Source organism: Streptomyces sp. NBC_01298, from assembly GCF_035978755.1.
In the GTDB taxonomy this organism is placed as follows: Bacteria; Actinomycetota; Actinomycetes; order Streptomycetales; family Streptomycetaceae; genus Streptomyces.
The window spans coordinates 1,832,488-1,858,268 of the sequence record NZ_CP108414.1; the positions used below are offsets into that span (position 1 = coordinate 1,832,488).

Consider the following 25,781-nt stretch of genomic DNA (forward strand, 5'->3'; position numbering starts at 1 on the left):
CGGCGCTGGCGGCCGACCGCGGGCAGGACGTGGAGGTACAGGGGGCTGCGGCGGGACAGGCTCGGCTACTCAAAGAGAGGGACCTCTCGGGTGGAGGGAGACGGGAGACGTGGTGGCGGGCCGGCCGGTGGGCAGGCCTGCCGTGATGGGGTAGGGGTGGGCTGCGGTCTGCGGGGACCGCGCCCGGGCGGCGTGGGCCAGCGCGCCCAGGGGTCGGTGTTCGATGCCCAGGCGCTCGGCGACGACCTTGTAGATCTCGTACTGGGCGCGCGGCCTGAGGGCGACGACGAACACCTCGCTCCGGTGAGCCGACGCTTCCGGTGCGGGGCGCAGTCCGTAGACCATGCGCCACCGGGCCGAGTCGATGCAGATCTTCCGAAACCCGGCCAGAGCCCCGGTCAGTTCCGGTCCGTGACGCTGACCGGTGACGGCGTCCTGGAGGCGGGAGAGCGCCACATCGCGGACGTCGGCGGGCGCGGCGAGGAGGTCGTTCAGGGCCCGGGGGCCAAAGGACAGGCTGTACACGGGCTCGGCCGGGCCGGTCACGATGCCTCGGTCGGCACGGGCGCCTTCGGTCCGGGCAGCAGCCGGTGGGAGGGCCGGCTCGGATCGGTCATGCAAGCGGAGAGCGGGCCGCCTGGGGCACGCACCGCAGCCATGGTGTGGGTGAGGAAGTCGCGGTGCCACACGGCCGGACCTGACAGGCCCGCTTCGGGTTCCATGTGCTGCTGGTAGGCCATCCACAGGGCGTGGAGCCAGCCCACGACGTCGAGGTGTTCCTGCCACTGCTGGCACCAGGGCGTCGAGGTGGTGACCTCGGCGCCGTAGACGTCGAGGAGGACGTCCTGGACCCAGTCGGTGAGGGCGTCGAGCTCGGCCTCGTACTCCTCGCCGTCGAGGGCGAGGATGAAGCGCGGCTCGGGGGGCGGTTCCGGCATCGAGCGCGAGCCCGGCATCGGCATGCCGGCGAACGGGGACATCCCCGGCAGTGGTTCGGCGGAGAGCGTGTCCAGGAGACGGGCCTGCTCGACCGACTGGTCCATCAGCCGACGAACAGAGGCTTCTAGGTTGTCCAGCTCTGCGTCTGGCAGCCTGATCGGCTCCAACCGTCCCTGGTCGGGATCGTTGGATTCAGACATGGGGGTCCTCCTTGACGCCGCACAATGCGGGAAATGTGGTGCCGCTTCCAGCAGCCCGGGAATCCGCGGATTCGGAATTCACGGACCAGGTGCTATGTCCGACCGGGGCAGGGAGACCCCTGCCCCGGGATCCGGTCATGCGGCGAGGATGAAGTCCTCGCGGGTGAGGGTCTGGTTGAGGGTTTCGGTAAGCCGGTCGGCCGCGATCCGGCTGTACTCGGCGGTCTTCTCCACGCCGATAAAGCTGCGGCCCTCCAGCAGAGCGGCGACTCCGGTGGAACCGCTGCCGGCGCAGAAGTCGAGGACAGTGCCCTTCTCGGGGCAGATCTTCACGAGCTCGCGCATGACCGAGACCGGCTTCTGCGTGATGTGCTGACGCTCCTTACCCGAGGGCTGCGAGGCACTGTAGAGACCAGGCAGGTAGACCTCGTTCTGGGAGCCGTCCATGGCGCCCTTGCTTCCCCAGATGACGAATTCCAGGTTCTGGGTGAAGCGGCCCTTCTGGGGCCTGGCCTGCGGCTTGTGCCAGCCCAGGATGCCGCGCCACAGCCAGCCGGCGGCCTGCAGGGCGTCGGTCGTGGTCGGCAGCTGCCGCCAGTCGGTGAACAGGAGCGCGGTGCCGCCCGGCTTCGTCAGGCGGTGGGCCTCGGTCATGATCTGCGTCAGCCAGAACGAATAGGACCTCTGGTCCATGTTCTCGCCGGTGAAGTCCGGCAGAGCGTGCTTGGCGTCGTTGGAGGTGTACTTCTGCCGCGCCGTACGGGAGGTCCTCTCCTTCGCCGTCCGGCCGCCGCTGTTGTACGGCGGGTCGGTGATGACGGAGTCGACGCAGGCGTCGGGCAGGGTGGCGAGCACGCTGAGCGCATCGCCCTGGTGAAGGGAAAAGGGCAAGGGTGTACCGCGATTCTGGTTGGTGAAGGGGGAATCCCCAGCGCGACGGCGGCGTCACCTGGACGTCGTGGAGAGTGACGTCCGGGGGGAGCGGTGGCGGGGATATCGAAAAGGCTAGGGCACGATCCGGGAATGGCGATGGCCGCTCACGGCCATTTCGGTAAGTCCGGATCGGCGCCTAGAGTTTTGGATGTCCCGACCGGCACGGCCCGGTGGGACATCCCCTTCCCCGACTTCCGTGCCGGAGGCATGCCTTGATCCGAATCACCTAGCAGTGCGCCGGACCCGGTCGAGCGGCAACTCGACCGGATACGCCGGCCTCCCCGATCACCTACCGCCGGCCGTAGCGTCTTTCCGCTCCTCATCGCGCCACGGCCTGGCCCTCATCCAAGGACAACTCCCATGGCACACCCATGCCCTGAGGCAGCTGATGCCGCCGTCGACCAGCCCGTCCCCGCCCTGAGGCGGCCCGATTGAAGGCGCTGGCCGCCGTAATAGGCCTCGTCTGTCTCTCCCCGCTCCTCCTCGCAGCCACCGCAGCCGTAGCGGCGGCGGGCTCCGCCGGGCGCTCGACCACGTGCAACACAGGGTCGGGTACCGACGCGGCGGCCGTGGCCAAGGCCGTCGAGGCGATCCTCGGCAGCAACGGCTCTTCCAGCCAGGACGTACGCGTCGAAGGCCTGGAGCTTCCCGCCGAACAGATCCCCCACGCGAAGACGATCGTGGCGACCGGCATCTCCCTGCACGTCCCCGAGCGCGGCCAGGTCGTGGCGCTGGCCACCGCCATCCAGGAATCCCGCCTGCGGAATCTGGACTATGGCGACCGCGACAGCCTGGGCCTGTTCCAGCAGCGCCCCAGCCAGGGGTGGGGAACGCCCGAGCAGATCCGCGACCCCGTCAACGCGAGCACCAAGTTCTACAACGCGCTGCTCAAGGTGCCTGGTTGGGAGAGCCTGACCATCACCCAGGCCGCACAGAAGGTGCAGCTCAGCGGATTCCCCAACGCGTACGCCCAGTGGGAGCCGCTCGCCCGGGCCCTGCAGCAAGCCATCGTGAAAGTTCTGCCCGGCGGCGGAACCCCCGCCCCGGGGGGACAGCCCCCAGCTGGAGCCGGATGCAATGGCGGCGGAGACTTCGGGCAGATCCCCGAGGGCACGGTGCCCGAAGGGTACGAGATCCCCAAGGACGCGCCGGCCAAGGTCCAGACCGCGATCCGCTGGTCGATGGGTCAGCTCGGAACCATGTACCAGTGGGGCGGCACCTGCCTCGCCTCCCACGGCCCGGACCCGATGGGCCGGTGCGACTGCTCCAGCCTGACCCAGCAGTCCTACAACGCGGCCGGCATCACCCTCACCCGCACCACGTACACCCAGGTCAACGAAGGTTCCAGCGTGCCGGTTTCCGGCATCAAGCCGGGCGACCTGCTGTTCACCCGCCCCGGTCCGAACGGTCCCGAGCACGTGGCCATGGCCATCGGCTCCGCGAAGGGCACGGTCCTCGCGATCGAGGCCCCGCGGACAGGGAAGCCGGTCCGGATCGTCACCCAGGCCAGTCTCGGCGACATCATCGCCGTCCGGCGGATGGTCCCCGCTCCCTGACCGCCTGACGGCCGTCCTTCCCATCCGGCTTCCTCACCGGATTTCCCAGCGACCGTGCGCAGCCCGCACCGCGCGCCGCCCTCGCTTCCCCTCAGATCAAGCCCCCCGCACGAGGCCGAACTGCCCGTGCGTGCAAGGAGTTCAGCGCAGCCATGCCTTCGACCGACCGCATCATCTACCTCGCGTACGACCCGGGCGTCGCCCCCAAGGAAGGCGGCCTGCCGGGCCTGTCGGTCCTCAAGGACGTCGTCTCCTCCATCAACCTCTACGGCATCATCGCCGTCGTCGGCGCTCTCTCGGTCAGCCTCGCCGTCTGGGCCTGGGGCCACTTCACCGGCGGCCACAACAGCGAGGCCAACGGGAAGAAGGGCGCGCTGGTCAGCGCAGGCGCGGCCCTCGGCCTCGGTGCCGCCAACGGCGCCGTCGCCTTCTTCTCCACGCTCGGCACCCAGGTCAAGTAGTGGCGAAACGATCACGCAAACGCGCGCGCCCCCCTATGTACAGCCACGCAGGCCACTGGCCGGCCAACAAGCGCATCACCCTCCTCGCCATCGGCCTGGCCGTCCTCCTCGCGCTGGCCGGACTCGCCGCCTGGTGGACCGGACGCTCCGAAACCAACCGACCCGCCTCCCCCAGCCCTGCCGTCGCACCGCCGACCACGGCCCCGGCGCAGTCTCCGGCCGGCGGGACCGGCACGGTGGCCCCGCCTGCGAAGATCTCCGACCCGCTCGCGTACGGGAAGGCAGCGGCGCAGGTGCTGTGGACCTACGACACCCGCACCACCAGCCACCCCCAGCACCTCGCCGGTCTTCGCGGCTGGGTCACCCAGGAGACGAAGTACGCGGACTGGCCCGGAATCCAGGCCCAGATCCCCGACCCGGTCCTGTGGACCCGGATGCACGACAACGCCCAGCACGCCGAGGCCAACGTCACCGAGTCCCGGTTCCCCAGCAGCTTCAAGCAGGCGCTGGCCGAGGATCCCACCGCGCTGACCACCGCGTACATCTACTTCGTCACCGTCACCGGCAAGCAGCAGATCAGCTGGAACGGCGGCGGCGCCGGGGCCGAGGACCGCTCGGTCACCCTCGCCGTCCAGTGCCGGCCGGGAGCCGACTGCTCCCTCGTCGCGATCTCGCCCCGGGTCCTGCCGTGATCCGCCCCGCTCCCTGAAAGGAGGCATCCCCCTATGGGGTTCTGTGACCTGCCCATGGCGAACAAGCTGTGTTCCGCTGCCGACCTGATCGACTTCGCCAACGACCCCGGCAAGGCGATCACCGAAGGCATCGGGAACTGGATCGCGAAATCGGTCGGGGAACTGGCGATGGCCTCAGCTGACCTCGCCGTCGATGGCATCACCGCCACCACCAAGATCGACCTCAACGCCACATGGTTCAGGGACAACTACGAAACGCTGCTGCCCATCGGTCTGGTCATGCTCGTGGCGACCATGTGCGCTCAGCTGGTGCGTGCCGCGATCAAGCGGGACGGCCAGGCCCTGACCCAGGCGTTCACCGGCACCTTCGTGGGCGTGCTCTTCTCGTTCAGCGCCATCGCCCTGACCACGGTCGCGATCGAAGTCGTCGACGCCCTCTCGGACGGGCTCTTCGCGGCGGCCGGTACCTCCATGGAGGAGGCCGTCCGGCGCAGCATCAAGGCCTCCGTCATCGGTGGCGTGGCCGGGCTCGGCTGGATGGTGCCCGCGTTCGTCGGGATCGGCACCGCCATCGGCGCATTCATGTTCTGGTGCGTGATGCTGATGCGCAAGGTCGGCATCCTGGTCATGGTCACGCTGGCGGTCTTCGCCGGTGCCGGCGGCGGCTGGGAAGTCGCACGCCGTTGGCGGCGCGGCTGGATCGAGGCCACCGCAACCCTCGTCGTCTCCAAGCTCCTGATGACCGTCATCTTCATCCTCGGCATCTCCGCCCTCGGCGACACCGAGGGCAAGGACGGCACCCAGGCCCTGGCCGACGTCATGGCCGGCATCGTCATCATGTGCCTGGTCCTCCTCGCCCCGTACGCGACGTTCAAGTTCGTGCACTGGGCCGCCGAAGGCACCGACGGCGAATCGATTCACCGCGCCGGTGGAGCCGGTGCACAGGTTGCCCGTCAGCACACGGAGCAGGCGGCCCGCAAGGTCGCGACCATGGCCGCGACAGGCGGTGCCGGTGGAGCAGCGGCAGGATCAGCCGCTCCGCAGGGTCCCGACTCGCTCGCCAGCGGCGGGTTCCCCGGCGATGTCGCCTCCCAGTCCAGTGGTGGCGGCGGGCAGAAGCAGGGATCCCAGGAGGGCGGCGGCATGTCGCCCGCGATGGGCGCGCTGACCAAGGCGGTGCAGCCTCCGCCGACGAGCCCGCAGCAGGACACCAGCGGACAGCCCGGCGGCCCCTCCGGCCAACCGTCCGGCGACGGTTCCCCCAGCAGCCCGGACTCGGGCGGCGCGCAGTGGTCGAGCCGCGGCACCGGTTCCCCGCCGCCGCAGGGAGCCTCCCCGTCGGCCGACGCAGGCCAGGCAACCGGACCGGCGGCCCCGACGCCGCCTCCCGCCGGCAACTGATCCCCATCCGCTGACGGCAGGAAGCCCCGTGGGACGCGCCGCGCCCGCTCCGGCGCGTCCCACGGACCCACCCCAGCTCCCGCCCGTACCTGAACGGCCCTTCCCTTGTCAGACCTGCCCCTCTCCCCCATGACGGTGAAGTTCCCCATCCGCTCCCGTCGCGGCATCCTCCTCGGCCTCACCCTCCCCCAACTGGTCCTCGTCTCGATCACCCTCGCGCTGCTCCTCGCGACCGTCGTGACCTCCGGCCTGCTCGGCGCCCTCACCCTGACCCCGCTCTGGGCGGCCATCGCCACCCTCACCTTCGTACGCCGCGAAGGCCGGTCCCTGATCGACTGGGCGCCGATCATCGTCCGCTACGCACAGCGCCGCCGGACCGGGCAGACCATGTGGCTGGCCCGCGCGGTCTCCCGGCCCCGGGTCGACGGACTGCTCCACCTCCCCGGCACCACCGCGTCGCTGCGCGTCGTCACACCGGACGGCTCCCAGGCCGCCGCCGTCCACGACCCCCAGCAGCAGACCCTGACCGCGGTCGCCCGCGTCAGCTCCAGGGCGTTCGCACTCCTCGACCCGGGCACCCAGAACGCGAACGTCGCCAACTGGGGCCGGGCACTGGCGAGCATCGCCCGCACCGGGCACGTCGCCACCGTCCAGGTCCTGGAGCGCACAGTGCCCGACTCCGGAGACGGGCTGGCCCGTCACTGGGCCCAGCACGGCAACACCCAGACCCCCGTCGCCGGCCAGGTGTATTCGGAACTGCTGGCCTCCGCCGGACCGGCCGCCGCCCCGCACGAGGCGTACATCGCGATCTCCCTGGACCTCAAGGCCGCCAAGCGCCTCATCTCCCAGGCCGGCGGCGGACTCGCCGGAGCCTTCACCGTCATGGCCACGACCACCAGCTCGGTCTCCCAGGCCGCCCGCTCCTCCGACCTGACCGTCACCGGCTGGCTGACCGCCCGCGAAATCTCCGCCGTGATCCGCACCGCGTACGACCCCAAGGCCATGTCCGCGCTGCAGCAGTGGTCTCCCAACGGCCGCGCCGAGGCGGACCCGGCCGCCGCCGGACCCGTGGTCCAGATCGAGGAGAGCGACCGGCTCGCCACCGACTCCGCACGCCACGCCACCTACTGGGTGGAGTCCTGGCCGCGGACCGAGACGGGCGCCGGCTTCCTCCACGGCCTCCTCTTCAGCGCCGGTGTCCGGCGCAGCTTCTCCCTCATATACGCGCCGAAGGCCCTGACGGCCGCCCTGCGCGATGTCCAGCGCCGGAAGGCGACGATCATCGCCGACGTCGCCGAGCGACGGCGCAAGGGCATGGTCGACAGCGAAGAGGACAACGTCGAGTACACCGACGTCAAAACCCGTGAGCGCCAGCTGATCGCCGGCCACGCCGACGTCGCCCTCACCGGCCTGATCACCGTCAGCGCCGAGACCGACGCCCTCCTCGACGCGGCCTGCGCACAGATCGAGACCGCCGCTGTGACCGCCCAAGTCGACCTGCGCCGACTCCTGTTCCAGCAGCCCGACGCCTTCGCCCTCGCCGCGCTGCCCCTGGCCCGCGCCGCCCTCTAGCCGCGCCGCACCATCCCTGCCCCGCAGGAAGGACTCCGTGACACCCCCCACCCCGCTCCCCGACTCACACCCCTACCTGCGCGCTGCCACCGCTGGCATCCGCCACCACACCCGCAGCCTCAACCCCGGTGCACCGACGCCCACCGACCGGGTCCATCTCGACACCGTGCACGCCCACCTAACCGCGCTCCACCACCTCCTCGACCAGCTCACCGACACCACCCGCACCACCTGGCCGACCGCCGGCCGTCACCTCGCCGGCGCCCACACCCGCCTGTGGCAGGCCGCAGCCGAAGTCCACGACGCCTTCCACACCCTCCCGGCAACAACCACCACAGCACCCGGAGCTGCTGAGGAGTGCGATCCGAACCGGCTTCCCGAAGGCCCACCCGTGCTGACCATCTGCCAGCGCCACCTCACCGCCGGCCACGCCATCCGGCGCAAGACCACCCCCGCCGACCTGCGCGGCCACGTCACCCACTGCGGGCGATGAACACCCCCGCCCTCACGAGATCAGGCCGCCACCGATGACCCACCGGCCCGCACGCCGCGCCCGACGCGCCAGCGCATCCCCCCTGTTCACCCCCCACGGCACCGACCGCGCCACCCGCCGGGCCGCACGGCGTCAGCTCGCCGAAGCCCAGGCCAAGGCCCGCGAGACGGCCGCCTCACTCCCCGGCGGACACCTGCCGACCGAAGCCGAGATGCCGCTGCCGCTGTACCCGCCTTCGGGCCGGCCCGGCCCCGCCTCCGCCCGCGGCAACAAGCTGCGGCTGCCCGCACACCGCATGACCACCGCCACCGCAAGCGGCGCGTACCCCTTCCTCGCCGAGGGCGGTCTCGGCGCGGACGGGGTCTACATCGGCCGCGACGTGCATGCTGAGGCGTCCTTCACGTTCGACCCCTTTTCCCTGTACGGGAAGATCGAAGGCTTCACCAACCCGAACGTGCTGCTCGCCGGGGTCATCGGCCAGGGCAAGAGCGCCCTCGCGAAGTCCTTCGCGCTCCGCAGCGTCGCCTTCGGGTACAAGGTGTACGTCCCCTGCGACCCGAAGGGCGAGTGGACCCCGGTCGCCACCGCCCTCGGCGGGACCTCCATAGCCCTCGGCCCGGGCCTGCCCGGCAAGCTGAACCCGCTCGACGCCGCGCCCCGCCCGAACAGCGTCACGGAAGCGGATTGGGCGGGCGAGATCCGCAAGCGGCGACTCCTGCTCCTCGGGTCGCTGGCCCGCACCGTCCTCGGGCGAGATCTCCAGCCGATGGAGCACACCGCGCTGGACGTCGCCCTCGACGCCGTCGTCCAGGCCGCCACCGCGGCCGGGCGCACCCCTCTGCTCGGCGACATCGCCCACACCCTGAACCAGCCCAACCTCCTCGACCAGGCCGCCGGCACCATGTCCGGCCACCTCGGCGACGCCGCCCGCGACCTCGCGCACGCACTGCGACGCATGGTGCACGGAGACCTGAGCGGCATGTTCGACGCCCAGTCGACCATCCGCTTCGACCCCAACAGCCCGATGCTCACCATCGACCTCTCACGGCTGGGTGGATCGGGCGACGACACCGCCCTCGTGCTGGCGATGACCTGCGCATCGGCCTGGATGGAGTCCGCGCTCACCGACCCGGGCGGAGGCCGCCGCTGGGTCGTCTACGACGAGGCCTGGAGACTGATGCGCCACGCCGGCCTCCTGGAGCGCATGCAGGCACAGTGGAAGCTGAGCCGTGGCCTTGGTATCGCCAACTTGATGGTCATCCACCGGCTGTCGGACCTGCTCACCGCAGGCGACGTCGGCTCCCGAGGCCGTGCCCTCGCCGAGGGTCTCCTCGCCGACTGCTCCACCCGCATCATCTACCGCCAGGAGAACGACCAGCTCGCCGCAGCCGCTGGACTCCTCGGCCTCACCAGCGTCGAGACGCAGGCCATCTCCCACCTGAACCGGGGCCGCGGCCTGTGGCGGGTCGCCGGACGGTCCTTCATCGTCCAGCACCTCCTCCATCCCCACGAAGCCGCCCTCTTCGATACCGACGCCAGGATGCATTAATCCCAGTATTTCCACCCAATTACCAGCGAACCACCTCTAGGAGAACACCATCGAATTCCATCCAGTCGCCAGCCTCTTCCCCATGGTCGACGAGGAGGAGCTGCTCGCACTCGCCGAAGACATCTCCACCATCGGCCTCCAGCACCCGATCGTCCTCGACGACCGCGGACGGGTCCTCGATGGCCGCAACCGCCTCAAGGCCTGCGAGATCGCCGGCGTCGAACCGCGCTTCACTACCTACGAGGGCAGCAACCCGAACGCCCACGCCTTCTCCGTCAACGCGCGGCGACGCAACATCACCAAGGGACAGCTCGCCCTGATCGCGGCCCAGGCGAGCGTTTACGGAGTAAATCCTCACGGCCTTACCGAGGAAAGCCTGCCCGGATTTACCGAGGAAAACTCCGGACGCACCCTGAGCGAAAAGGCCGGCGTCTCGGGAAGTCGGATCAGCCAGGCCTTCACCGTGCTGCGGCATGCCCCGGAACTCGCCGACTCCGTCATCAGCGGAGCCATGGGGCTTAACGAGGCGTACAAGACGGCACGGGAGGCCAAGAATCAGGCCGACTCGGCAGAATCGCAGCTCACGCGCCTTCGCGCCGAGGACCCGGAACTGGCAGACCGGGTAGTCGAAGGTGAACTGACGCTGACCGGTGCCTGGGCCGAGCGGAAGGCACGCAAGGAAGAAGAGATACGCCAGCGCAAGGTGGCCACTCAGTTCCTGTGCGAGGTCGTACCGCCCCTCGCGCAGGCGCGCGGCACCAACACCGCGGGCAAGTTCGATCCCGAGTTTGTGCTGCCAGGCCGACCCATCAACCAGGAAGTGATCGAGAACGCCATGAAGGCCCTGACGGAGATGGCCGCGACGCTGCGGGAGCGTGATCTCGCATGAGTGCCCAGACCGACGCCCGCCTGTGGCAGATCGTCGAGGAGGCAGCCGCCGCCGTCACCGACGAGACCGGCCGATTCCGCAAGAGCGACCTCGAAGACGAACTCCGCACGCGGTTCGCCCACGAAGACCTCGAAGTACACGTCCGCGCAGCGGCAGCCGACAAACTCGTCCAAGGCCTCGTGCGCGGGTTCGGTGAACGGCGAAGCCCCAAGCCGCGCCGGCAGTCGGGAATGTTCCACCCCGAAGGCATCCTGAAGCTCGGCAACGGCATCTGGGTCTGGATGGACCGCGCCACTCGTACGGATCTCCTGGAGTGGGGTCGCTTGTCCACCCGGAACCTGGCACGGGTCGCAACAGCCGAGATCGACCGCCAGCGCTACGTCGCCGAGCGTCTCGACGCCTTCCGCCAGCACACCGGCTTCGATCTCCTAGGAGAGCTGGAAAAGACCGTCTTCGGGTACGTCCCGTCAGAGGCGGAGGACCCCTTCGGCGATGACGATCCGCTGCCGGACCCCGAAGTCGAAGCTCCTTTCAATGAAGACCAAAAGCAAGAGGGATGACCTCCACCAACCACCTGCGCTCAATGGCCCCGCTGCCGGATCACAGCAATACCGAAAACCCCGAGTGGCAGCAGGCATGGGCGAACATGGTGTTCCTGACGACCCCCCTCCGCGAACGCGGCATGGTGTGCGACGTCCAGCAAGGTCTCCAGTACGGGCTCGTCTACGCCTATCCGCCCGGCCACGACTCGGTGTTCATCATCGGCCCCGAGGACAGCGGCTGGCTGGTGACCCACCAGGCCCCCGCAGAGGACTGGACCGACTTCTCCGTCGTCTACGACTCCCGCGCTGGGAGCACACCGCCCGCAAGCCCTGATGCAGCGCACGGCCACCAGCTCACTCCCCTGCTTGCCGCCGTCGACGCTCATGTCGCCCGCCGTCTTCGCCCGCCAGCGGCCCCCATCTCGGCCGTGCCCCGGCAAGTAGGGCCGCCCGCAAGCCGGCCAACGCACACCCGCTGACCAAATCCGATCGGATGACCATGAACCGACCATCCGGACTAAGCGACGCCGACTGGGCGGACTACCGCGCAGCCGCCCGTGATGACGCACTCGTCCAAAGCGAACTCGCCGATCGCGAAGCCCAGATCGAGAACGGACTCCTCACCCCCCACGAGGAGTACGACTTCACCTGGGAGCAGGCAACCGACCACACCTGGCCCCGTGGCCTCGACGATCTCGCATACGGGTTCGAGCAGGCCACGCAGAGCATCGTCCTGCTGGACGCGTCCGGCCAGGTACCCAGCACTTCCCTGCAGCCCTTGCTCTACCAGCAGGTGCGCCGGGCGCAAGAACTCGCGCACGCCACCAACGCAGTGCTCGACGAGGCAACGAGGCCCAACCAGCTCCCGACGGCCCGCGGTATCACCGCGCTCGCTCACCTCGCTTCCGCCGCCGCCCTGAGTGCCGCTGCTGTGCGCAGCCTGACCGAGGCCCTCAGGAGCGAGGTTGAACCTTCCAGCAATGCCCGGCACCACGAGGAATGGCATCTGGTGCTCGCCCATGCCGACGCTCGCCAAGACCTACGTCGGGCCGGCGAGGCCATCCGCTCCGCCAAGACCCTGATCACCCCGACTCCGCCTGCCAGCGGCCTCAATCGGACAACCGCAGTCGCGCAACTCCCCACCCCTGGGCCGCCTCCTCGTATCCGGCGCTGACCCAGGACAACCAGATAGAGAGACCCCCTTCCGTGCACCACCCCGCCAGCATCCGCATCGGCCTGCACACACCAGGCCCGCTGGACCGAACCTCCAAGACGTCGCTCCAACGGCTGCTGTGGGGGCGCGGGTTCACCTACTCGCCGCGCTACAACGGCTACGTGGCACCGGGGGTACTGGCCGCCGAGCAGCAGGTCCTCCTTGTCCATGAAGCCGTACACGCCGTGGCCGCCCTCGGCTATCCGGTAGCGCACTTCCACCATCCAGTGGCCGACGGATGACAAATCCGGGCAAGGAACACCCTCTGGACGCCTCGACCACGTACGGCCCCCTGTCCCAGTTCTCCCAGCAGATGGCCTCCCGCCTGGGTGCCGGATGGAGCGCAACGGCCCGTCGAAGCCCCTACGCCACAGGGACAAGGGGCTGGGATCCCGCCGAGAAGCGCTCCTGGGACAGAGCGGAAGGCGTCCTGTGGAGGGCCCTGCGCCGCGCTGAGGATGGCGAGCGGGCCGTGCTCACCCATCCCCACGGCTATCAGCTTTACCTGATGGAAAGGCCCGGGCGGCCGCGGCAGGTTCTCGTGGGCGGAGTGCTCCCCGCCGGCATCAACTCCTACGGCGTGACCGAGGGCCCGGCCGCGATATCCGTACCGAGGGACTCGGTACGGGCCGCTGCCCTCATGCGCCACCGCAGGTTCCTGTGGCACTACCGGGTTGCCGCTGCGCGAGTGTCGCGGGAGACGCGGTTCGGAGAAGTGAACAGCGTCGTGTTCGGCCGGGACCTCGACGGCACCCCCCTGATCAACGTGCTGTCGCAGCACGCGGCGCGCCTCCTACTGCAGCACGGCTCACCCTGGCTGCTGGATCCGGAGTCCGGCCTGTGCCGCCCACGGGGCCCCGCCGGCGACAGCGAGAACCTCGTCCGCTCCGCCGCGACTCTCCTGCACGCCTACGGCTACGCGATCACGCTCACCTCGACACATCCCTGGGAGTACGCCTTCCGGCCTCCCACCAAGCCCGTCCCGCCGCCCACACCAGTCCTGCCACCCGGTAGGACCGCCGGTCCGACCCGCTGACCAGACGGCGCCCTTCCCCTCTCGATCCATGCCGCGCCACGAGCGAGCCACCTTCACCTGGAGTCACCCTGGCAACCCGATCCACCATCGCCCGCCCCACGGAGACCGGCTTTACCGGGATCTACGTTCACTGGGATGGATATCCCAGCAACCACCTCCCCCTCCTGCTCGCGGCTCATCAGCACCGTTTCGCCGGTGACACCGAGGCCCTCGCCGCTCACCTCATCGACTCGCCCGCCGTCGGGTGGAACTCGCTCGGGGAGGACCTCCTCGACGGCGCACCCGAAGAAGTCCGCCAGCACGTCGTCGGCCCGCACGGCGGCCCCGGGCCGAGCTCGACCATCGACAACATGTTCACGTCCGACGGCAGCCCCGCAGAGCGGATGACGTGCAACGAGGCCGCGGCCGGACAGGGGTGGCTGCAGTGGGCCTACGTCCTGCACCCGCACGGCATCGAGGTCCTCCCACTCTCGGAAGCCGTCACGGGATCGGTCGTGGCCTGGGATCAGGACCCTATGACCGTCTTCCCCGATGACGTCCGTGCCTGGCTCCCAGGACGGCGCACACCGCCGACGACCACCGTCCGCAAGCCGGCTCCCGTCAATACCGCTCCCGTCAAATCCGTACGACGGTGACACGCGATAGCGGCAGCGGCTCCTCCCAAGCCACCGCCAGGGACGAAGCACAACCGGAGGCCAATCCGCCACCGGGGCCTGCAGACCTTCGCCGACAGGCCCGCCTGGAAGCCGGACCGTACCTCGCCGGCCTGGAGCTCCCAGATCCGGGCCGCGCGGTCCGGGCCTGGGCTGAGCAGGTCGCGCACGCCCCCTCCGCGGAGGCACTCCACCTCCTTGTGGAAGGCACCACCGGAGCGGACGGTGCGCTGCTCGGCCTGCGCGACCTTCTTCGAGGCGCCGCTACGTGGTGCCAGAAACACGAAGAGCCGGCCCTCGCCCGGCGCTACGCGCACACCAGCGATCTCTTCGATGTCGCAGACCGGCTGCTCTACCAGCTGGGCGTCGACCTGCTCGCTGCCGCACGCGAGGCCCGCACCACCTTCTAGCCGTCCCACGCAGCGCCATCGGTCCGCGAGCAGGCGTCGGCTCCCCACGATGAAAGGCCTCTTGAGCCATTGGAATCTCCGCACCTGCACCTCGGCTGGCATCCCGAGTACGGCTTCGTCGCCGCGTCCACCCCACGTCTGACCGACCATCTACGCGACTGGGCCCTCGAACGTGTCCAGTTTGAACCCGTCCCGGGCACCAATCTGCACCGTCTCACCGAGCCTGGTCAGGACGGCCAGCGCCGGGCGCGTCAGGCCGTGACCGCGATCCGCAGCCTGGGCCTCGTTGTCCAGGCGGACTTCACCCTTGATCCGGAGCTCAGCGCCGACCCGCCGCGGCCCACCCTGCGACACGGGCTCGCCGAGCGCCAGGCCCGCATCGCCGGCGCAGCCGCGGCGCGGTCGCCTCAGCGCGCAGCATCCCTCACCAGCACCGTGGTCCCGACTCCCAGGCCGGCACCCGTGGCCGCACCGACAGGCACCGTCACCGGCACAGCACGAAGTCGATAGCGCTGGAAGCTTCGGGCCCGCCTCGCTTTCGCCCAACACCCCAGCGCTTTCCTGCCATCACCGATAGGAGATCCGCCTTGCCCGAGACCCCAGCAGAGCCGTTCATGGCGATCCGGCACACCATCACCGGCGAGATCACCACCACCGGCTACAACGCCGCCGCCCGGCGGATCCTGCTCCAGGACGGCTTCGAGGAGGCGCCCGGCTGCGCCTGCCGAGCAACGGAGTCCGGTACGGAGCGGGCGCACGGGCCCGCTGGGCAGCCGGCGAGCTGCTCGTCGCCGGGCATCCCCTGCACCTGGACCGAGCCCCCGGTCGACCGGTGAGTTCCGCAGGTACGCCCCGGTTGGCCCGGGCGCCGAGGTCGACACAGTCCGTGATCCGCTCCCAGAGCGGCCGACCTCTCCAGCACATCACCAACTCCGCTCGCATGCCCCCCTGTTGAAAGGAGGCAGCTTTGACCACGCCCGGAACGCCTACGAGTCCAGCGCGCACCAAGGGCGGCGAACTACGGGCCAAGGTGGCCCGACTGCTGGCCGACCGGCCTGCGGATAGGCTCACCATCGGGGACATGGCCCGGCAGCTGGGCCATTCCCACGGCGCCGTCCGCAACGCCGCCCTCACCCTGGTACGACGCGGTGAGGCCGACCAAAGTGGAACCGGGCAACCGGAGTTCCGCGCGAACGCGAAGACCGTCGCAGCCGCGCAAGCCGCTGTGATCAGCCCACCGGGCACCCACTCTCCCCGCGCCCAGGCGGCCACGGCCCGCACGACCACTCCCGCGGCGGCCACGCCCAGGCAGACCGGGCCGATCCGCCGCGCGGGGGGCCAGCTCTACCACCCCCGGGAACTGGCCGATCTGCCCGACGTCGAGGCGCTGAATCGCCTGCGCGACGCCGACGTGCCGGTGCTGCTCTACGGCCCTCCGGGCACCGGCAAGACGAGTCTGGTCGAGGCGGCGTTCCCGGACCTGCTGACCGTCGCCGGCGACGGCGACACCACGGTCGGAGACCTGATCGGCGAGTACACGCAAGCCGACGCGGGGGGCTACGTCTTCCAGTACGGTCCGCTGGTCACCGCGATGACCGAGGGCCGCGCCCTGCTGATCGACGATGCCACCTTGATCTCGCCGAAGGTCCTGGCGGCGCTGTATCCCGCGATGGACGGGCGCCGACAGATCCAGGTCAAGGCCCACAAGGGCGAGACCATCAAGGCCGAGCCCGGCTTCTACGTGGTGGCGGGCCACAACCCCGGCGTTCACGGGGCGGTGTTGACGGAGGCGCTGTCGTCCCGGTTCAGCGTGCAGATCCAGATCGGCACGGACTACGACCTCGCCCGGGCGCTGAAGATCGACGCCCGGGTGGTCCGGGTCGCCCGACACCTCGCCCGCCAAGTCGAACTCGGCGAGCTGGGCTGGGCTCCTCAACTGCGGGAGCTGCTCAGCTACCAGAAGACCGAGGCCGTCCTCGGCACCAACGCCGCGCTCGCGAACCTGGTCGGCATCGCTCCACTGGAGGATCGCGACGCCGTCGCCGACGCCGTCATCAAGGCTGTCGGCGTCAAGAAGATTGCGCCCCTCACCCTCGGCAAGCAGCTCCCCGCCTCGGCCCTCCGGCAGCCTCCGGGCAGCACCGTCCCCGCGCACCGGGGCCGCTCGCGATGAGCGCCCACCACCACGTCCAGTACCCCGCCACCATGGCGGACGACGACGCCGACCTCGCGCGATGGGACGACGACGGCGCCCCGCCCGCGCAACCCCGTTCCTCCCCGGACGCGTGGCTGCGCGTGGGAGCCGAACTCGGCGACCGGCTGGTCGCCCTCTCTGGCCGCCAGGACCTCCTCGTCACCTGCCGCCCCGGCACGCGCAGCGGCGCACCCGCCGCGTTCTTCCCCGCGCTGGGCGAGGTCGAGTTCGACTCCGGCTTGTTCGCCCCGCTCCAGCCCCACGAGATCCATCCGCGGATCGTGGGCGACGAGGAGCGGTATCCCGCCGCCTGGGGAGTGTTCGTCCACGAGGCCGCGCACGCGGCCCACTCCGTCTGGACACCACCTGCCGGAGCGGACCCCCGTGTCGTGGAGGCCGCGTTCCTGCTGGAGGAGAGCCGCGCCGAAGGCGCACACCTGACCAGGCGGCCCACGGACCGCACGTACCTGCGCACCAGTGCCCGAACCCTGGTCATGCCCGACATCGCCCACCCCACCCTCCAGGGCATCGAGCACGCCGCCTCCATAGCGGCCCTGATCCTCGGCCGCCGCGACGTCGGCATCCTGGACGCCGGCGAGACCCGGGCCGTCGCCGACCTGTGCGAGAAGGTGCTGGGCGCAGACCTGCTGGCCACCCTCACCCGCATCTGGACCGCGGCCCACCAGTGCGCCGACCACGACGCCACGACCATGCTCGCGCACGCCCAGGAATGGTGCGACGCTCTGGACACCGCGGCCCCCGCACTGCCCATGCCGGAGAACCTCACCGATCTGCTGTCCGGCGCCGTGGGAGTCGTCATGGACAGCACGGCCGCCACCGACACCGCCGACCTCGCGGAACAGGCAGCAGCGAACAACGCCATGGCCGCGAAGTCCCAGGCCCAAGCCCAGGACCGCGCCCAGCGGGCCGGCCAGCGACGCAAAGCCGCCGCCACCGCCAAGTCGGTCTTCAACACCCGCGGCACCACCGTCACCCCCGACGGCACACCGGCCCCCCACAGCAACCCGGTCACCGGCACCCGCAGGCCCACCGCCGCCGAGCAGGGTGCCGCCTCGCGTCTGAGCCGCGCCCTGCGCGCCGCCGCCTACCGCGAGCGGACCGAGGAGCGGACCACCAGCCCCACTCCGCCCGGCCGCCTCAACATGCGCGCGGCCCTCGCCCGTGATGCTCAGCGCGCGGCCGGGTCGGTCCCCACTGCGGAACCGTTCACCCACACTCGCCGCCGGAACTCCCCCACACCACCGCTGCGTGTGGGTATCGCGGTGGACGTCTCCGGCTCCATGAGTGCCGCCTGCGCGCCCGTCGCGTCCGCCGCCTGGATCGTGGCACGCGCAGCAGCCCTGACCGACCCCGACTCCCTTACCGCCACCATCGCCTACGACAGGTACCTGACCGCGTTGACCCGGCCCACCCACCGGGCACCGGAGCGCGTGACGACGTTCAATGCCAACGGTGGCGCCCACAACCTCGGCGACGCCATCGACGCACTCGACCACGGCCTCGCACTCAGCCTCCCCGGCGCCGGCCGCCTCCTCGTGATCGTCACCGACGCCCAGTACGGCAGCGACGAAACCACTCATGCCGTCACCCGCGTCAGACAGCTCACGACCGCCGGCTGCGCCGTACTCCAGCTCACCCTCACCGCGAAGTCTCAGCACCTGCCGGGGACCACCTTGCTGCACCTGCCCAAGCCCTCCAGCGCTCCCGCCGCCATCGCTGCGGCGGCCACAGACGCCATCCGCAGGACACGCTGAGACGACGCAGAAGGCGGAAGCGTCCCCACGACCACCGCCAAGCATTCGAGACCGCCTCCGTCCGCCGCATGAATCGTGCACCTGCTGCTCGACCCTCCGCAGCGACGCATGCCACCACCTCAACCGCCAACGAAAGGCACTCGATTTGAAGCCCCAGACCAGCAGCCCGACCTCGAACATAACGCCCATCAAACGGAATTCCCCGGGGGTTGCGACCCGTTGGAATATCGATCACCCCTGCGGCCACCAGGTCGAGCACGATCTCTCAAACCGCCCTGCCGACAAACGCGCCAGTCTCGCCCGATGGCTCGGCACGAAGGACTGCACAGCCTGCTGGAAGGCCGCTCGCGACGGCGACACCGAGAGCCGGGAAGCCTGGCTCGCCGGGAAGCGCGCTGAGGAGCAAGCAGCCGCCGACGAGTGGGCGGCCAAGTTCTCAATGCCCCCGCTGGAAGGGCCCGAGCGGGCTCTGGCGTGGGGTGAGCGCAGCCGACATCAGCTGGTCACCGCCGCGTACGAGGATCTGGTGGTCGAAGGGTCCTGGGACGAATCCGAGTGGGCCACGCTGGAGGAAGCCGTCCGCGGCATCCGCCGGGCAGGCTGGTGGATCGACCAGCGCGACGCCGAGGGGAGCGACCTCCCCGAGCTGGTCGAAGCCGCCTCCGACACCGACCGCGGCAACGAGAACCCCCACCTGTAGCCGCTTCTATCGCACATTCCGCGAATTCGATAATCCGGGATTCTCCGCACCATTGAAGTAATCCCCACCGCCGCCCCGGCACCCATTCGCGGAAGGACCCGTCCATGCCCGAAGCTGTTCCCCGCCCGCCCTACGCCACGCCCCAGGACGCGCTCACTCCCAACCGGGACATCACCCACGGCCACTTCGCCCCCGGAGACCGAGTCGTCATCATCCACGGCGTGGCGGGGGACAGCCTCTACGGCGATGCCGTCACCGTCGTAGCCCCGTCCTGGCACACCCCCACCGACGAGGACGGCTGGCGGCTGCGCAACCCGCTCGGCGGCCAGCACACCTTCGTCACCGGCCACCCGCGCTACCTCATCCACCTGGACCGGCACTGCCCGGACTGCCTGATCCACATGCGGGCCCTGGAGGAACTCCTCCTGCCACGCCTCTCCTCAGCAGACGAGAACACCGAGGTCGACTGCGGGTGGTACAGCCTGACCGCACTCGACCAGCTCGTCCACGTCGCCGACGCCAAGCAGGGCCTATGATCCCCCGCGTACGGCCCCGGCTCTTTCACGTCGAGGACGTCTTCGAGGATGCCCTCGGCCGGCCGGTACTCCACGTCGACGAGCTCACCGACTTCACCGTCGTGGCCCACGGGCCGGCCTTCACCCAGCGGCCGGTGCAGGAGGAGAACGCCCGCATGTGGAGTGCCGAGGACTGGGTCGAGCACCTCGAAGAACCCTTCCACGAGCACCCCTTCATCACCAGCCCGGGGGGTGACCGGCACGCCGTCCTGCATCTGGAGGTCCGGCTCCACCCGCTTGATCACCCACAGCATCCAGCTGCGTGGGAGCAGATCGCCGAGCGGCTGGCCCAGGCCTCGGGAATCACCGCTCCCGCAGACGCCCCAGGATGCCGCTGGGTGGCCTTCCTCGGAGAATCGGGAACCCTGCACATCGTCGCCAACCTCATCCGCGCCGACGGATCGTGGACCGATGTGCCGCACACCCTCGCACGGACCCTCCTCGCCGAGGCACGACGTCTGGAACGCGACTTCGGCCTCCACTCACCTGCGACTGACGGCGCACCTCACGAGCCACACGTCCACCTCGGAGGGGACACCGACCAGCTGCTCGCAGAGCTGGCCGATCCCGACCGGGGGCTGCTGGCCAGAGCCACCCGAGTCAGCGCCCGCACCTCCGAGGCCCTGTCCTATCGCTACGGGCACACCAACGACATCAGCACCCGGATCGCGGCCGTCGTCACCCACCTGCGAGCACTGAACGCCGAGGTCACCACCATCGCCACCCTGGCCGGCCCTTCCTGGACCCGGCAGACCCAACCGCACATGCCCCGCGTACCGCCAGCTCCCACCCAGTCGAGCATTCCCGGCCCGCGGGGACGCTGACCCAACTGGAGCTACCCATAGCCCTGTCCGACCGCGTCGTACACATATCCCGCGATCCGCACTCCGCCGAAGTCATCGCCCGCGGCGGGGACGAGGAAGCCGAAGCAATTCTGCAGCGCGCGAAGTTCATCAATGTGGTCCGCGCCCATGACCGCTATCACCGCCTGCCATACGGCCTCGACGACGAAGAGCAGCTGCACCTCTCCCAAGGAGCGGTCGCACTGCTGAAGGCCGCCGGGTACGCCGTACAGCACGATCCCGATTTCGCCTCACACCAAGTGGCGTTCCACGACCTGACGCTCGGCGGGCAGGTCGCGAACCTCGCTCAGAGCATCCGGGACGCCGAGCACAGCGAGGACGCCACGGCAGCTCTGACCGAGCTTGTGGCTCCCGCAGACGGTGTCCTGCCAGCCACGGTCGAGGTCCTCGAAGCAGCGGCCGAGTTCCTCGCCGGCCTCGGCGCAGACGCCGACCCCCATCACGCCGCACGAATCCGCAGCCTCGCGGAGAAGATCGCGGTGGTCACCACCGAGATCTCCGCGTATCGCAACGCTCTCGCTGACCGGCACACCGCGCACCCGCTCCGTCCGGCCTGCATCGGAGTCGAGAGCACCGAGCGTGAAGCCTCCGTCGTCTGCTCCTGTCCACCACCACCTCCCCCGGCTCCCGCAGTACGACGCGGACGCTGACCTCCCCCACCACGCACAAGGTTCCCCATGCCCTCATCCCGCCGGCGCGATGACCTCGCCGCCTTCGCCGTCTCCCTCGCCGCCCGCCTGCCAGGCCCGACCTGGACCAGCACGTACACCCGCCACGCCACGTATCCCGATCAGATCCCGACGACCAACTCGCTGTGGGACATCGGTGCCATCAGATACGCGGCCTCCAACTTCGTCCTTGGCCACCAGGCGGTCCTCAGCCGTGCCGACGGAGCCCGCCTGCTGGTCTTCGACCGGCCCATGCGGCCCCGCCAGTTCATGATCGGCGCCTTGGAACCGGATGCCGCGCCGGACGCCTTCCCCAAGGTGAAGGAGCCCAACGGCATCACCGTCCCTGCAGAACCGGCCCGCGCGGCCTCACAGGTCAGCCGCCGACTCGTGCCCCGGTTCGAGGCCGCCCTGCAGCAGGTCAGGCAAAACACGGAGCACCCCGTCCCCCGCCGTCCGGCGCCGCCCCTGCTCACTGGGCGGGTCAGCATGGCTTGGTATCCCGACGGAGCCGTGGGCGCGGTATCAGGAGCGGAGGGCGCCGCCGACGTGCTGTACGGGTCCGGCTTCCAGTTCCATCCGTACGACCGGATGTTCGTGCTACCGGCCGCGTACGGCGACCGCGAGCAGATCGCCCGCATCCACCTCGCCTCGCAGCGCCTGGAGCGTCTGGGCATCGGTGTCGTTGTCCGTCCCCTGCTCACCTCCAACCCGGCACGGCCAGCCGCCCTCGGCCCTGGCGTCCCAGTCCGGAGCCGTTGACCTCAACCCCACAGACCCATCCTGAGAGAGGACAGCCCTTCTGAACCACGCTGACGAATTCGGCACCGACCTTGAGATCTACCGGCACTACTCCGATAAGGCCGTCTACGCCGACACCCGCACGGGAGCCCCCGAGCGCCTGCTGAAGCTGCTGGATGCCCAGGGCTTCGAGCGGAACATCCTGCCGCCCCTCTACGTGTGGCACCGACTCCCCGACATCATCAGCCCTGACGAGGAACGGCAGCACGCGACCCGCGCCATGGCCGCCGGGACGAAGGCCGGCTACCGGGTCAACATCGCCCCCGAACTCTTCGACGAGGCGACCTACTCCGAGGCCATGACCGCCCGGAATAGCCCAGTGCCGCATCCGCCACGAGGCCTCCCTGCGCCGGGCGCCGCCCCACGCCGGCGTTCCTGACGTCGCTGGAGACCCGATCACCTCAACACCCAGCCCCGTCCTGCCTCCTCCGATCTCCGTCCGGCGCAGACCCCGGCTCGCCTTCCTCCTCATCCGCCGCTACCTGAAGGACTGCGCCTTCGGCAGCGACCACCGCCCCACCCCGAGACAGGCGAAGTCCCCCTTCGGCGCAGGCGGCGGGAGCAGCCGCCGCGCCCCGCGATGCGGTCCCGGGCAGCACCCCGTACACCCCGATGCCTGAAAGGAGGCCGCTTGTTCAACGTCACCGCGCAGGACCTCAACGACGTCCGTACCACCCTCGCCGCCCTGGCTGCACAACTGGACGAAGGACTACCCGCCGAGGACGCCGCAGCACTGCTGGCACCCGTCTTCGAGATTGACGACGGGCTGCTCTACCAGGTCAGCAACGTCTTGGGAGCGGTCAGCCGGATGGCCAAGCGATCCCACGACGCCGGCGTCGAAGACGCTGACATCTGGCGAGACCTCGCCAACTCCCGCGACGCAGTGTTCCGCCAAGCGGAGAAGCTCCTCGGCACCGAAGCCGAGATCGCCCAGTGGCTGGCCTGCGAACCCGCTCCGGCCAAGACCGCCACCGCCTTGCCGCCGCCCCCGCCGGCCCCGCTGACTGGGCGTGGCCGATGAGCCGGCAGTGGAAGGGGTGGGGACCCGGGGCCGAGCTCCCGGAGCAGCACTACCTCATCGAGCCCCGCCACCTGGCCGGCGGAGGCGACATCCGTCACGTCACCGAATACCTCCGTGCCAGCGGATGGGCCGACAGGACGCCCCGCGCCGGTACTCCGGTCGTCTTCGACAGCCCGGACCAGTCCGTCCGGATCGGGTACAACGTCGCCGCCACACCCCCGGGCTGGACGGTCTCCGGTCGAGCCACCCCGGAACAGGACGCCTGGCACGTGACCCTCACCGCGCACGTTCCCGTCGAGATCATCGCGGGGTTCACCGATGCACTGACGCAGCCCCGCCCGGCGCACGCCCCGAACGTGTGGGCGCCGTTGGAGGAGCAGAACTGGGCGACCGCCCGCGGGAAGCACTTCACCGCGACCAGCCCGGACGGCGACGCCTGGATCCAGTTCCACCAGAACGGGCCGGGCAAGGCGCACTGGTGGGCCGGCGCCCGAACCGAACACGGACGGGCCTGGGACGCGGTGTTCTCCCAGACCACCCCCATGCATCTAGTCCAGGAGTTCGCCACCGCCCTCGCCGACCCCCAGCCCGTCATGCGGCCACGAGGCCACGTACCGGCCACCGACAGGATCCGCACCACCTCGGTGTCCGTCCTGCCCTCCCATCTCGCCGCCTGGAAGCAGGCGCGCGTCACCGCCGCCCGTTCCGCGACCTGGGCCAGGAACGCGTGGGCCGCCCGTCAGCCTCGCAAGGCCGCACCCCGCGCGCCCACCTCCCGGAGCGGTGCCGCAGCCGGCCACCGTTAACCACCTCACCACAGGACGCCCATGCCCGACAGCACCACCGACATCACGCCCGAGCAGATCCAGGAGGCCGCGAACACGCTCCTGAGGCTCACCGCCCAGCTGCGATCGGGCCCCGCACCCGAACAGGCCCTGGACCTGGCGGCCGTTCTCCTCGACGAGGATCACGGAGTCCTCGTCCGCCTCTCCGAAGCCCTTCGCGCGACCTCCCGCTACCTGGTCCAGCAGGCGCCCGTCCCGTGGAGCCCGCAGGTCGAACACACCGTCCAGTGGCTGACGCTCGCGGCCAATGACATCCAGGACTGGACGATCCTTCACTTCGACGTCAGCCGGCTTCGCAAGACTCCCTTCCGGGGCCAGAGCAGCCCGTGAACGAGGACCTGCGAGCCTTCGCCGAAGACAAGAAGGGCACGTTCCACTGCGAGGTCAGCCCCCGCCACCTGGCCGGCACGGGAGACCCCCGGCACATCACGCACAGCCTGCGCGCGGCGGGCTGGAAGCATGACGGTGACCGCGGTCTCCCGCAGGTTTCCCTGACGAGCCCCGACCGCTCGCTGGGTCTCGTCCTCGACCCCTTCTCACCGCACCAGGCATGGTCGGTGGGCAGCGCCCTGATGTTCGTGCCCGGCTACTGGCACGCCGGGTTCACCCGCAACGCCCCGGTCGAGATCATCGCGGGACTGACCGACTCCCTCATCCGACCAGCCCCCAAGCACGCTCCACCAGACCTATGGGAGACGCTGGCTGCCGCCGGGTGGAATGCCAGCGACGGACCTCACGGGCGCGAGGCCTCAGCACCCGGCCAGGGACTGAAGATCCAACAGTTCGGGTCGAACAGCCGGGACCACGACCGCTTCTGGTGGAGGATCCAGGCCGTCGAGGAGACCTACGGCGGCGGGGTCGAAACGGTCTGGTCTGCCGCCCTCGACCAAACCACCCCTACGCACGTCATGGCCGGCCTGATCGACGAGCTCGCCAACCCGGCTGCCCTGCTCCGAGGTTCACACGACCAAGGCGCCCACTACCGAGCGACTGAGGGCGCCGTCTTCGCCGCCGGGCCCCAGATCGTGGAAGCCCACAGCGCACGCCTGGACGCGGCGCGCGCCGGGGCCCGAGCGCTCGCCCGAGCAGCCAAGCTGCCATCCGCCCGTCCACACTCGCCCGCTCCGGCCGCACCTGCCGCGGCGACGGGCCGCAGCCGGTAGCTGATCCCGGAGGGTGGCTCGGCACCCCGAGCCCGCCCTCCGGGAACCCCACTCCCCTGCCGTTCGAAGGACACCCCTCCCCTTGGCCTTGTCACCCACCGATCTCCACCGGCTACGCCTCCAGCAACTGGCCGTGTACGTACGCGACAGTCGCGCCCACCTCGAACCAGCACGGGACAACCCCCGCGACGGAACCGAAGAACCGCCGATCGCGAGTACCGCAGCGCACGCGGCCACGTGGCGGGCGTTCCGGAAGATCTCCTACAGCACCGGGCAGCTGGTCACCGTCGCCGAGATCCAGGCCACGCGGCTGCCAGCGGATGTCCTGCCTGCTTCCTGGACCGCCGTCTGCGCGGGCTTGCGCGACGCAGCCCGCCGCCTGGAGGAACTCCAGGCCCAGTGGCTGGTGGACCGCGAGGAGATCCTCGCCCGCGACAGCGATACGCGGGCCGAGTACGAGGCGGTCCTGCAACGCCGCAACCATGCCGCCTGGCCGTACCTGTCTCTCTGGGCCCGCTCCGCAGAAACGATCCTTCAGCTCGACGTTCTAGCGCGCGGTCTCACCGCTCCCGTGGCCCGCATTCCCGGGCTGCCGCCACTTCCCCGCCGCCGTGCCGCGCCTCCGAACCGTCCCTGA

The 25,781-nt window shown here is 70.2% G+C and carries 34 protein-coding genes; 30 read left to right on the forward strand and 4 right to left on the reverse strand.

Translation table 11 applies throughout. The features are described from left to right. Positions 1-69: 69 nt before the first annotated feature. The 3 genes from OG730_RS08450 to OG730_RS08460 all read right to left on the reverse strand — a co-directional run bounded on the left by OG730_RS08450 (position 70) and on the right by OG730_RS08460 (position 2,030). Positions 70-546 (reverse strand): hypothetical protein, encoded by a 477-nt coding sequence (locus OG730_RS08450; RefSeq protein ID WP_327303636.1) that lies wholly within the window; start codon positions 544-546, stop codon positions 70-72. Next, positions 543-1,139 carry a DUF4913 domain-containing protein gene (locus OG730_RS08455; protein WP_327303637.1) on the reverse strand — a complete coding sequence of 199 codons (597 nt, stop codon included), beginning with the start codon at positions 1,137-1,139 and terminating at the stop codon, positions 543-545. The genes OG730_RS08450 and OG730_RS08455 overlap by 4 nt, the downstream gene beginning before the upstream one ends. A 135-nt stretch (positions 1,140-1,274) precedes the next feature. Beyond that, the gene (locus tag OG730_RS08460; RefSeq protein WP_327303638.1) at positions 1,275-2,030 is read right to left on the reverse strand and encodes a DNA-methyltransferase; all 756 of its coding nucleotides are present in this window, start codon (positions 2,028-2,030) and stop codon (positions 1,275-1,277) included. Between the two features lie 473 nt (positions 2,031-2,503). Between OG730_RS08460 and OG730_RS08465 the strand changes: the two genes are divergently transcribed. The 13 genes from OG730_RS08465 to OG730_RS08525 all read left to right on the forward strand — a co-directional run bounded on the left by OG730_RS08465 (position 2,504) and on the right by OG730_RS08525 (position 13,476). After that, positions 2,504-3,628 carry a C40 family peptidase gene (locus tag OG730_RS08465; RefSeq protein WP_327303639.1) on the forward strand — a complete coding sequence of 375 codons (1,125 nt, stop codon included), beginning with the start codon at positions 2,504-2,506 and terminating at the stop codon, positions 3,626-3,628. Positions 3,629-3,780: 152 nt separating this feature from the next. Then, the gene (locus OG730_RS08470; RefSeq protein ID WP_327303640.1) at positions 3,781-4,089 is read left to right on the forward strand and encodes a DUF6112 family protein; all 309 of its coding nucleotides are present in this window, start codon (positions 3,781-3,783) and stop codon (positions 4,087-4,089) included. Positions 4,090-4,124: 35 nt separating this feature from the next. Then, on the forward strand, positions 4,125-4,781 hold the full coding sequence (locus OG730_RS08475; RefSeq protein ID WP_327303641.1) for a hypothetical protein: 657 nt from the start codon (positions 4,125-4,127) through the stop codon (positions 4,779-4,781). A gap of 33 nt (positions 4,782-4,814) precedes the next feature. Beyond that, entirely contained in the window at positions 4,815-6,182 is a 1,368-nt protein-coding gene (locus OG730_RS08480; RefSeq protein WP_327303642.1) for an SCO6881 family protein, read from the forward strand. A 129-nt stretch (positions 6,183-6,311) separates the two neighbouring features. Then, on the forward strand, positions 6,312-7,754 hold the full coding sequence (locus tag OG730_RS08485; RefSeq protein ID WP_442814862.1) for an SCO6880 family protein: 1,443 nt from the start codon (positions 6,312-6,314) through the stop codon (positions 7,752-7,754). 37 nt (positions 7,755-7,791) lie between these two features. Next, positions 7,792-8,247: a DUF6238 family protein gene (locus OG730_RS08490; RefSeq protein ID WP_267039847.1), complete on the forward strand. Its 456-nt coding sequence runs from the start codon at positions 7,792-7,794 to the stop codon at positions 8,245-8,247. Positions 8,248-8,281: 34 nt separating this feature from the next. Beyond that, positions 8,282-9,796, forward strand: a complete 1,515-nt coding sequence (locus OG730_RS08495; protein WP_327303644.1) for a putative type IV secretion/conjugal transfer ATPase — start codon at positions 8,282-8,284, stop codon at positions 9,794-9,796. Between the two features lie 82 nt (positions 9,797-9,878). Beyond that, complete coding sequence (locus OG730_RS08500; protein ID WP_327303645.1) at positions 9,879-10,685, forward strand: ParB/RepB/Spo0J family partition protein; 807 nt, start codon at positions 9,879-9,881, stop codon at positions 10,683-10,685. Beyond that, positions 10,682-11,245, forward strand: a complete 564-nt coding sequence (locus OG730_RS08505) for a hypothetical protein (RefSeq protein WP_327303646.1) — start codon at positions 10,682-10,684, stop codon at positions 11,243-11,245. Before OG730_RS08500 ends, OG730_RS08505 begins: the two co-directional genes overlap by 4 nt. Further along, positions 11,242-11,706 (forward strand): hypothetical protein, encoded by a 465-nt coding sequence (locus tag OG730_RS08510; protein WP_327303647.1) that lies wholly within the window; start codon positions 11,242-11,244, stop codon positions 11,704-11,706. The genes OG730_RS08505 and OG730_RS08510 overlap by 4 nt, the downstream gene beginning before the upstream one ends. A 14-nt stretch (positions 11,707-11,720) precedes the next feature. After that, entirely contained in the window at positions 11,721-12,401 is a 681-nt protein-coding gene (locus OG730_RS08515; RefSeq protein WP_327303648.1) for a hypothetical protein, read from the forward strand. 32 nt (positions 12,402-12,433) lie between these two features. Further along, on the forward strand, positions 12,434-12,682 hold the full coding sequence (locus OG730_RS08520; RefSeq protein WP_327303649.1) for a hypothetical protein: 249 nt from the start codon (positions 12,434-12,436) through the stop codon (positions 12,680-12,682). Between the two features lie 230 nt (positions 12,683-12,912). Next, on the forward strand, positions 12,913-13,476 hold the full coding sequence (locus OG730_RS08525; protein WP_327303650.1) for a hypothetical protein: 564 nt from the start codon (positions 12,913-12,915) through the stop codon (positions 13,474-13,476). A gap of 53 nt (positions 13,477-13,529) precedes the next feature. On the opposite strand, the gene OG730_RS08530 is transcribed toward OG730_RS08525, so the two are convergent. Continuing rightward, positions 13,530-13,793 (reverse strand): hypothetical protein, encoded by a 264-nt coding sequence (locus OG730_RS08530; protein ID WP_327303651.1) that lies wholly within the window; start codon positions 13,791-13,793, stop codon positions 13,530-13,532. 33 nt (positions 13,794-13,826) lie between these two features. Here OG730_RS08530 and OG730_RS08535 point away from each other — a divergent pair, with 33 nt between their 5' ends. The 17 genes from OG730_RS08535 to OG730_RS08615 all read left to right on the forward strand — a co-directional run bounded on the left by OG730_RS08535 (position 13,827) and on the right by OG730_RS08615 (position 25,781). After that, positions 13,827-14,111 (forward strand): hypothetical protein, encoded by a 285-nt coding sequence (locus tag OG730_RS08535; protein WP_327303652.1) that lies wholly within the window; start codon positions 13,827-13,829, stop codon positions 14,109-14,111. Beyond that, positions 14,108-14,539, forward strand: coding sequence for a hypothetical protein (locus OG730_RS08540; RefSeq protein WP_327303653.1), 432 nt, complete (start codon positions 14,108-14,110; stop codon positions 14,537-14,539). Before OG730_RS08535 ends, OG730_RS08540 begins: the two co-directional genes overlap by 4 nt. A gap of 69 nt (positions 14,540-14,608) precedes the next feature. Next, the gene (locus OG730_RS08545) at positions 14,609-15,049 is read left to right on the forward strand and encodes a hypothetical protein (RefSeq protein ID WP_327303654.1); all 441 of its coding nucleotides are present in this window, start codon (positions 14,609-14,611) and stop codon (positions 15,047-15,049) included. Between the two features lie 104 nt (positions 15,050-15,153). Then, positions 15,154-15,375 carry a hypothetical protein gene (locus OG730_RS08550; RefSeq protein WP_327309193.1) on the forward strand — a complete coding sequence of 74 codons (222 nt, stop codon included), beginning with the start codon at positions 15,154-15,156 and terminating at the stop codon, positions 15,373-15,375. A 194-nt stretch (positions 15,376-15,569) separates the two neighbouring features. After that, complete coding sequence (locus OG730_RS08555; RefSeq protein ID WP_327309194.1) at positions 15,570-16,712, forward strand: AAA family ATPase; 1,143 nt, start codon at positions 15,570-15,572, stop codon at positions 16,710-16,712. Then, positions 16,709-18,508, forward strand: coding sequence for a hypothetical protein (locus OG730_RS08560; protein WP_327303655.1), 1,800 nt, complete (start codon positions 16,709-16,711; stop codon positions 18,506-18,508). The genes OG730_RS08555 and OG730_RS08560 overlap by 4 nt, the downstream gene beginning before the upstream one ends. Before the next feature lie 226 nt (positions 18,509-18,734). Then, positions 18,735-19,208 carry a hypothetical protein gene (locus OG730_RS08565; RefSeq protein ID WP_327309196.1) on the forward strand — a complete coding sequence of 158 codons (474 nt, stop codon included), beginning with the start codon at positions 18,735-18,737 and terminating at the stop codon, positions 19,206-19,208. A 104-nt stretch (positions 19,209-19,312) separates the two neighbouring features. Further along, positions 19,313-19,744, forward strand: coding sequence for a hypothetical protein (locus OG730_RS08570; protein ID WP_327303656.1), 432 nt, complete (start codon positions 19,313-19,315; stop codon positions 19,742-19,744). Continuing rightward, complete coding sequence (locus OG730_RS08575; protein ID WP_327303657.1) at positions 19,741-20,607, forward strand: hypothetical protein; 867 nt, start codon at positions 19,741-19,743, stop codon at positions 20,605-20,607. The genes OG730_RS08570 and OG730_RS08575 overlap by 4 nt, the downstream gene beginning before the upstream one ends. A 134-nt stretch (positions 20,608-20,741) precedes the next feature. Beyond that, positions 20,742-21,296, forward strand: a complete 555-nt coding sequence (locus tag OG730_RS08580) for a hypothetical protein (RefSeq protein WP_327303658.1) — start codon at positions 20,742-20,744, stop codon at positions 21,294-21,296. 27 nt (positions 21,297-21,323) lie between these two features. Next, complete coding sequence (locus tag OG730_RS08585) at positions 21,324-22,076, forward strand: hypothetical protein (protein ID WP_327303659.1); 753 nt, start codon at positions 21,324-21,326, stop codon at positions 22,074-22,076. A 196-nt stretch (positions 22,077-22,272) separates the two neighbouring features. Beyond that, positions 22,273-22,494, forward strand: coding sequence for a hypothetical protein (locus OG730_RS08590; RefSeq protein ID WP_327303660.1), 222 nt, complete (start codon positions 22,273-22,275; stop codon positions 22,492-22,494). Between the two features lie 252 nt (positions 22,495-22,746). Beyond that, positions 22,747-23,136: a hypothetical protein gene (locus OG730_RS08595; RefSeq protein WP_327303661.1), complete on the forward strand. Its 390-nt coding sequence runs from the start codon at positions 22,747-22,749 to the stop codon at positions 23,134-23,136. Next, positions 23,133-23,942: an SPDY domain-containing protein gene (locus OG730_RS08600; protein WP_327303662.1), complete on the forward strand. Its 810-nt coding sequence runs from the start codon at positions 23,133-23,135 to the stop codon at positions 23,940-23,942. The genes OG730_RS08595 and OG730_RS08600 overlap by 4 nt, the downstream gene beginning before the upstream one ends. 21 nt (positions 23,943-23,963) lie before the next feature. After that, positions 23,964-24,311, forward strand: a complete 348-nt coding sequence (locus OG730_RS08605; RefSeq protein WP_327303663.1) for a hypothetical protein — start codon at positions 23,964-23,966, stop codon at positions 24,309-24,311. Next, entirely contained in the window at positions 24,308-25,144 is an 837-nt protein-coding gene (locus OG730_RS08610; RefSeq protein WP_327303664.1) for an SPDY domain-containing protein, read from the forward strand. The genes OG730_RS08605 and OG730_RS08610 overlap by 4 nt, the downstream gene beginning before the upstream one ends. Before the next feature lie 82 nt (positions 25,145-25,226). After that, a complete protein-coding gene (locus OG730_RS08615; RefSeq protein ID WP_327303665.1) occupies positions 25,227-25,781 on the forward strand; it encodes a hypothetical protein in 555 nt (184 codons plus the stop codon).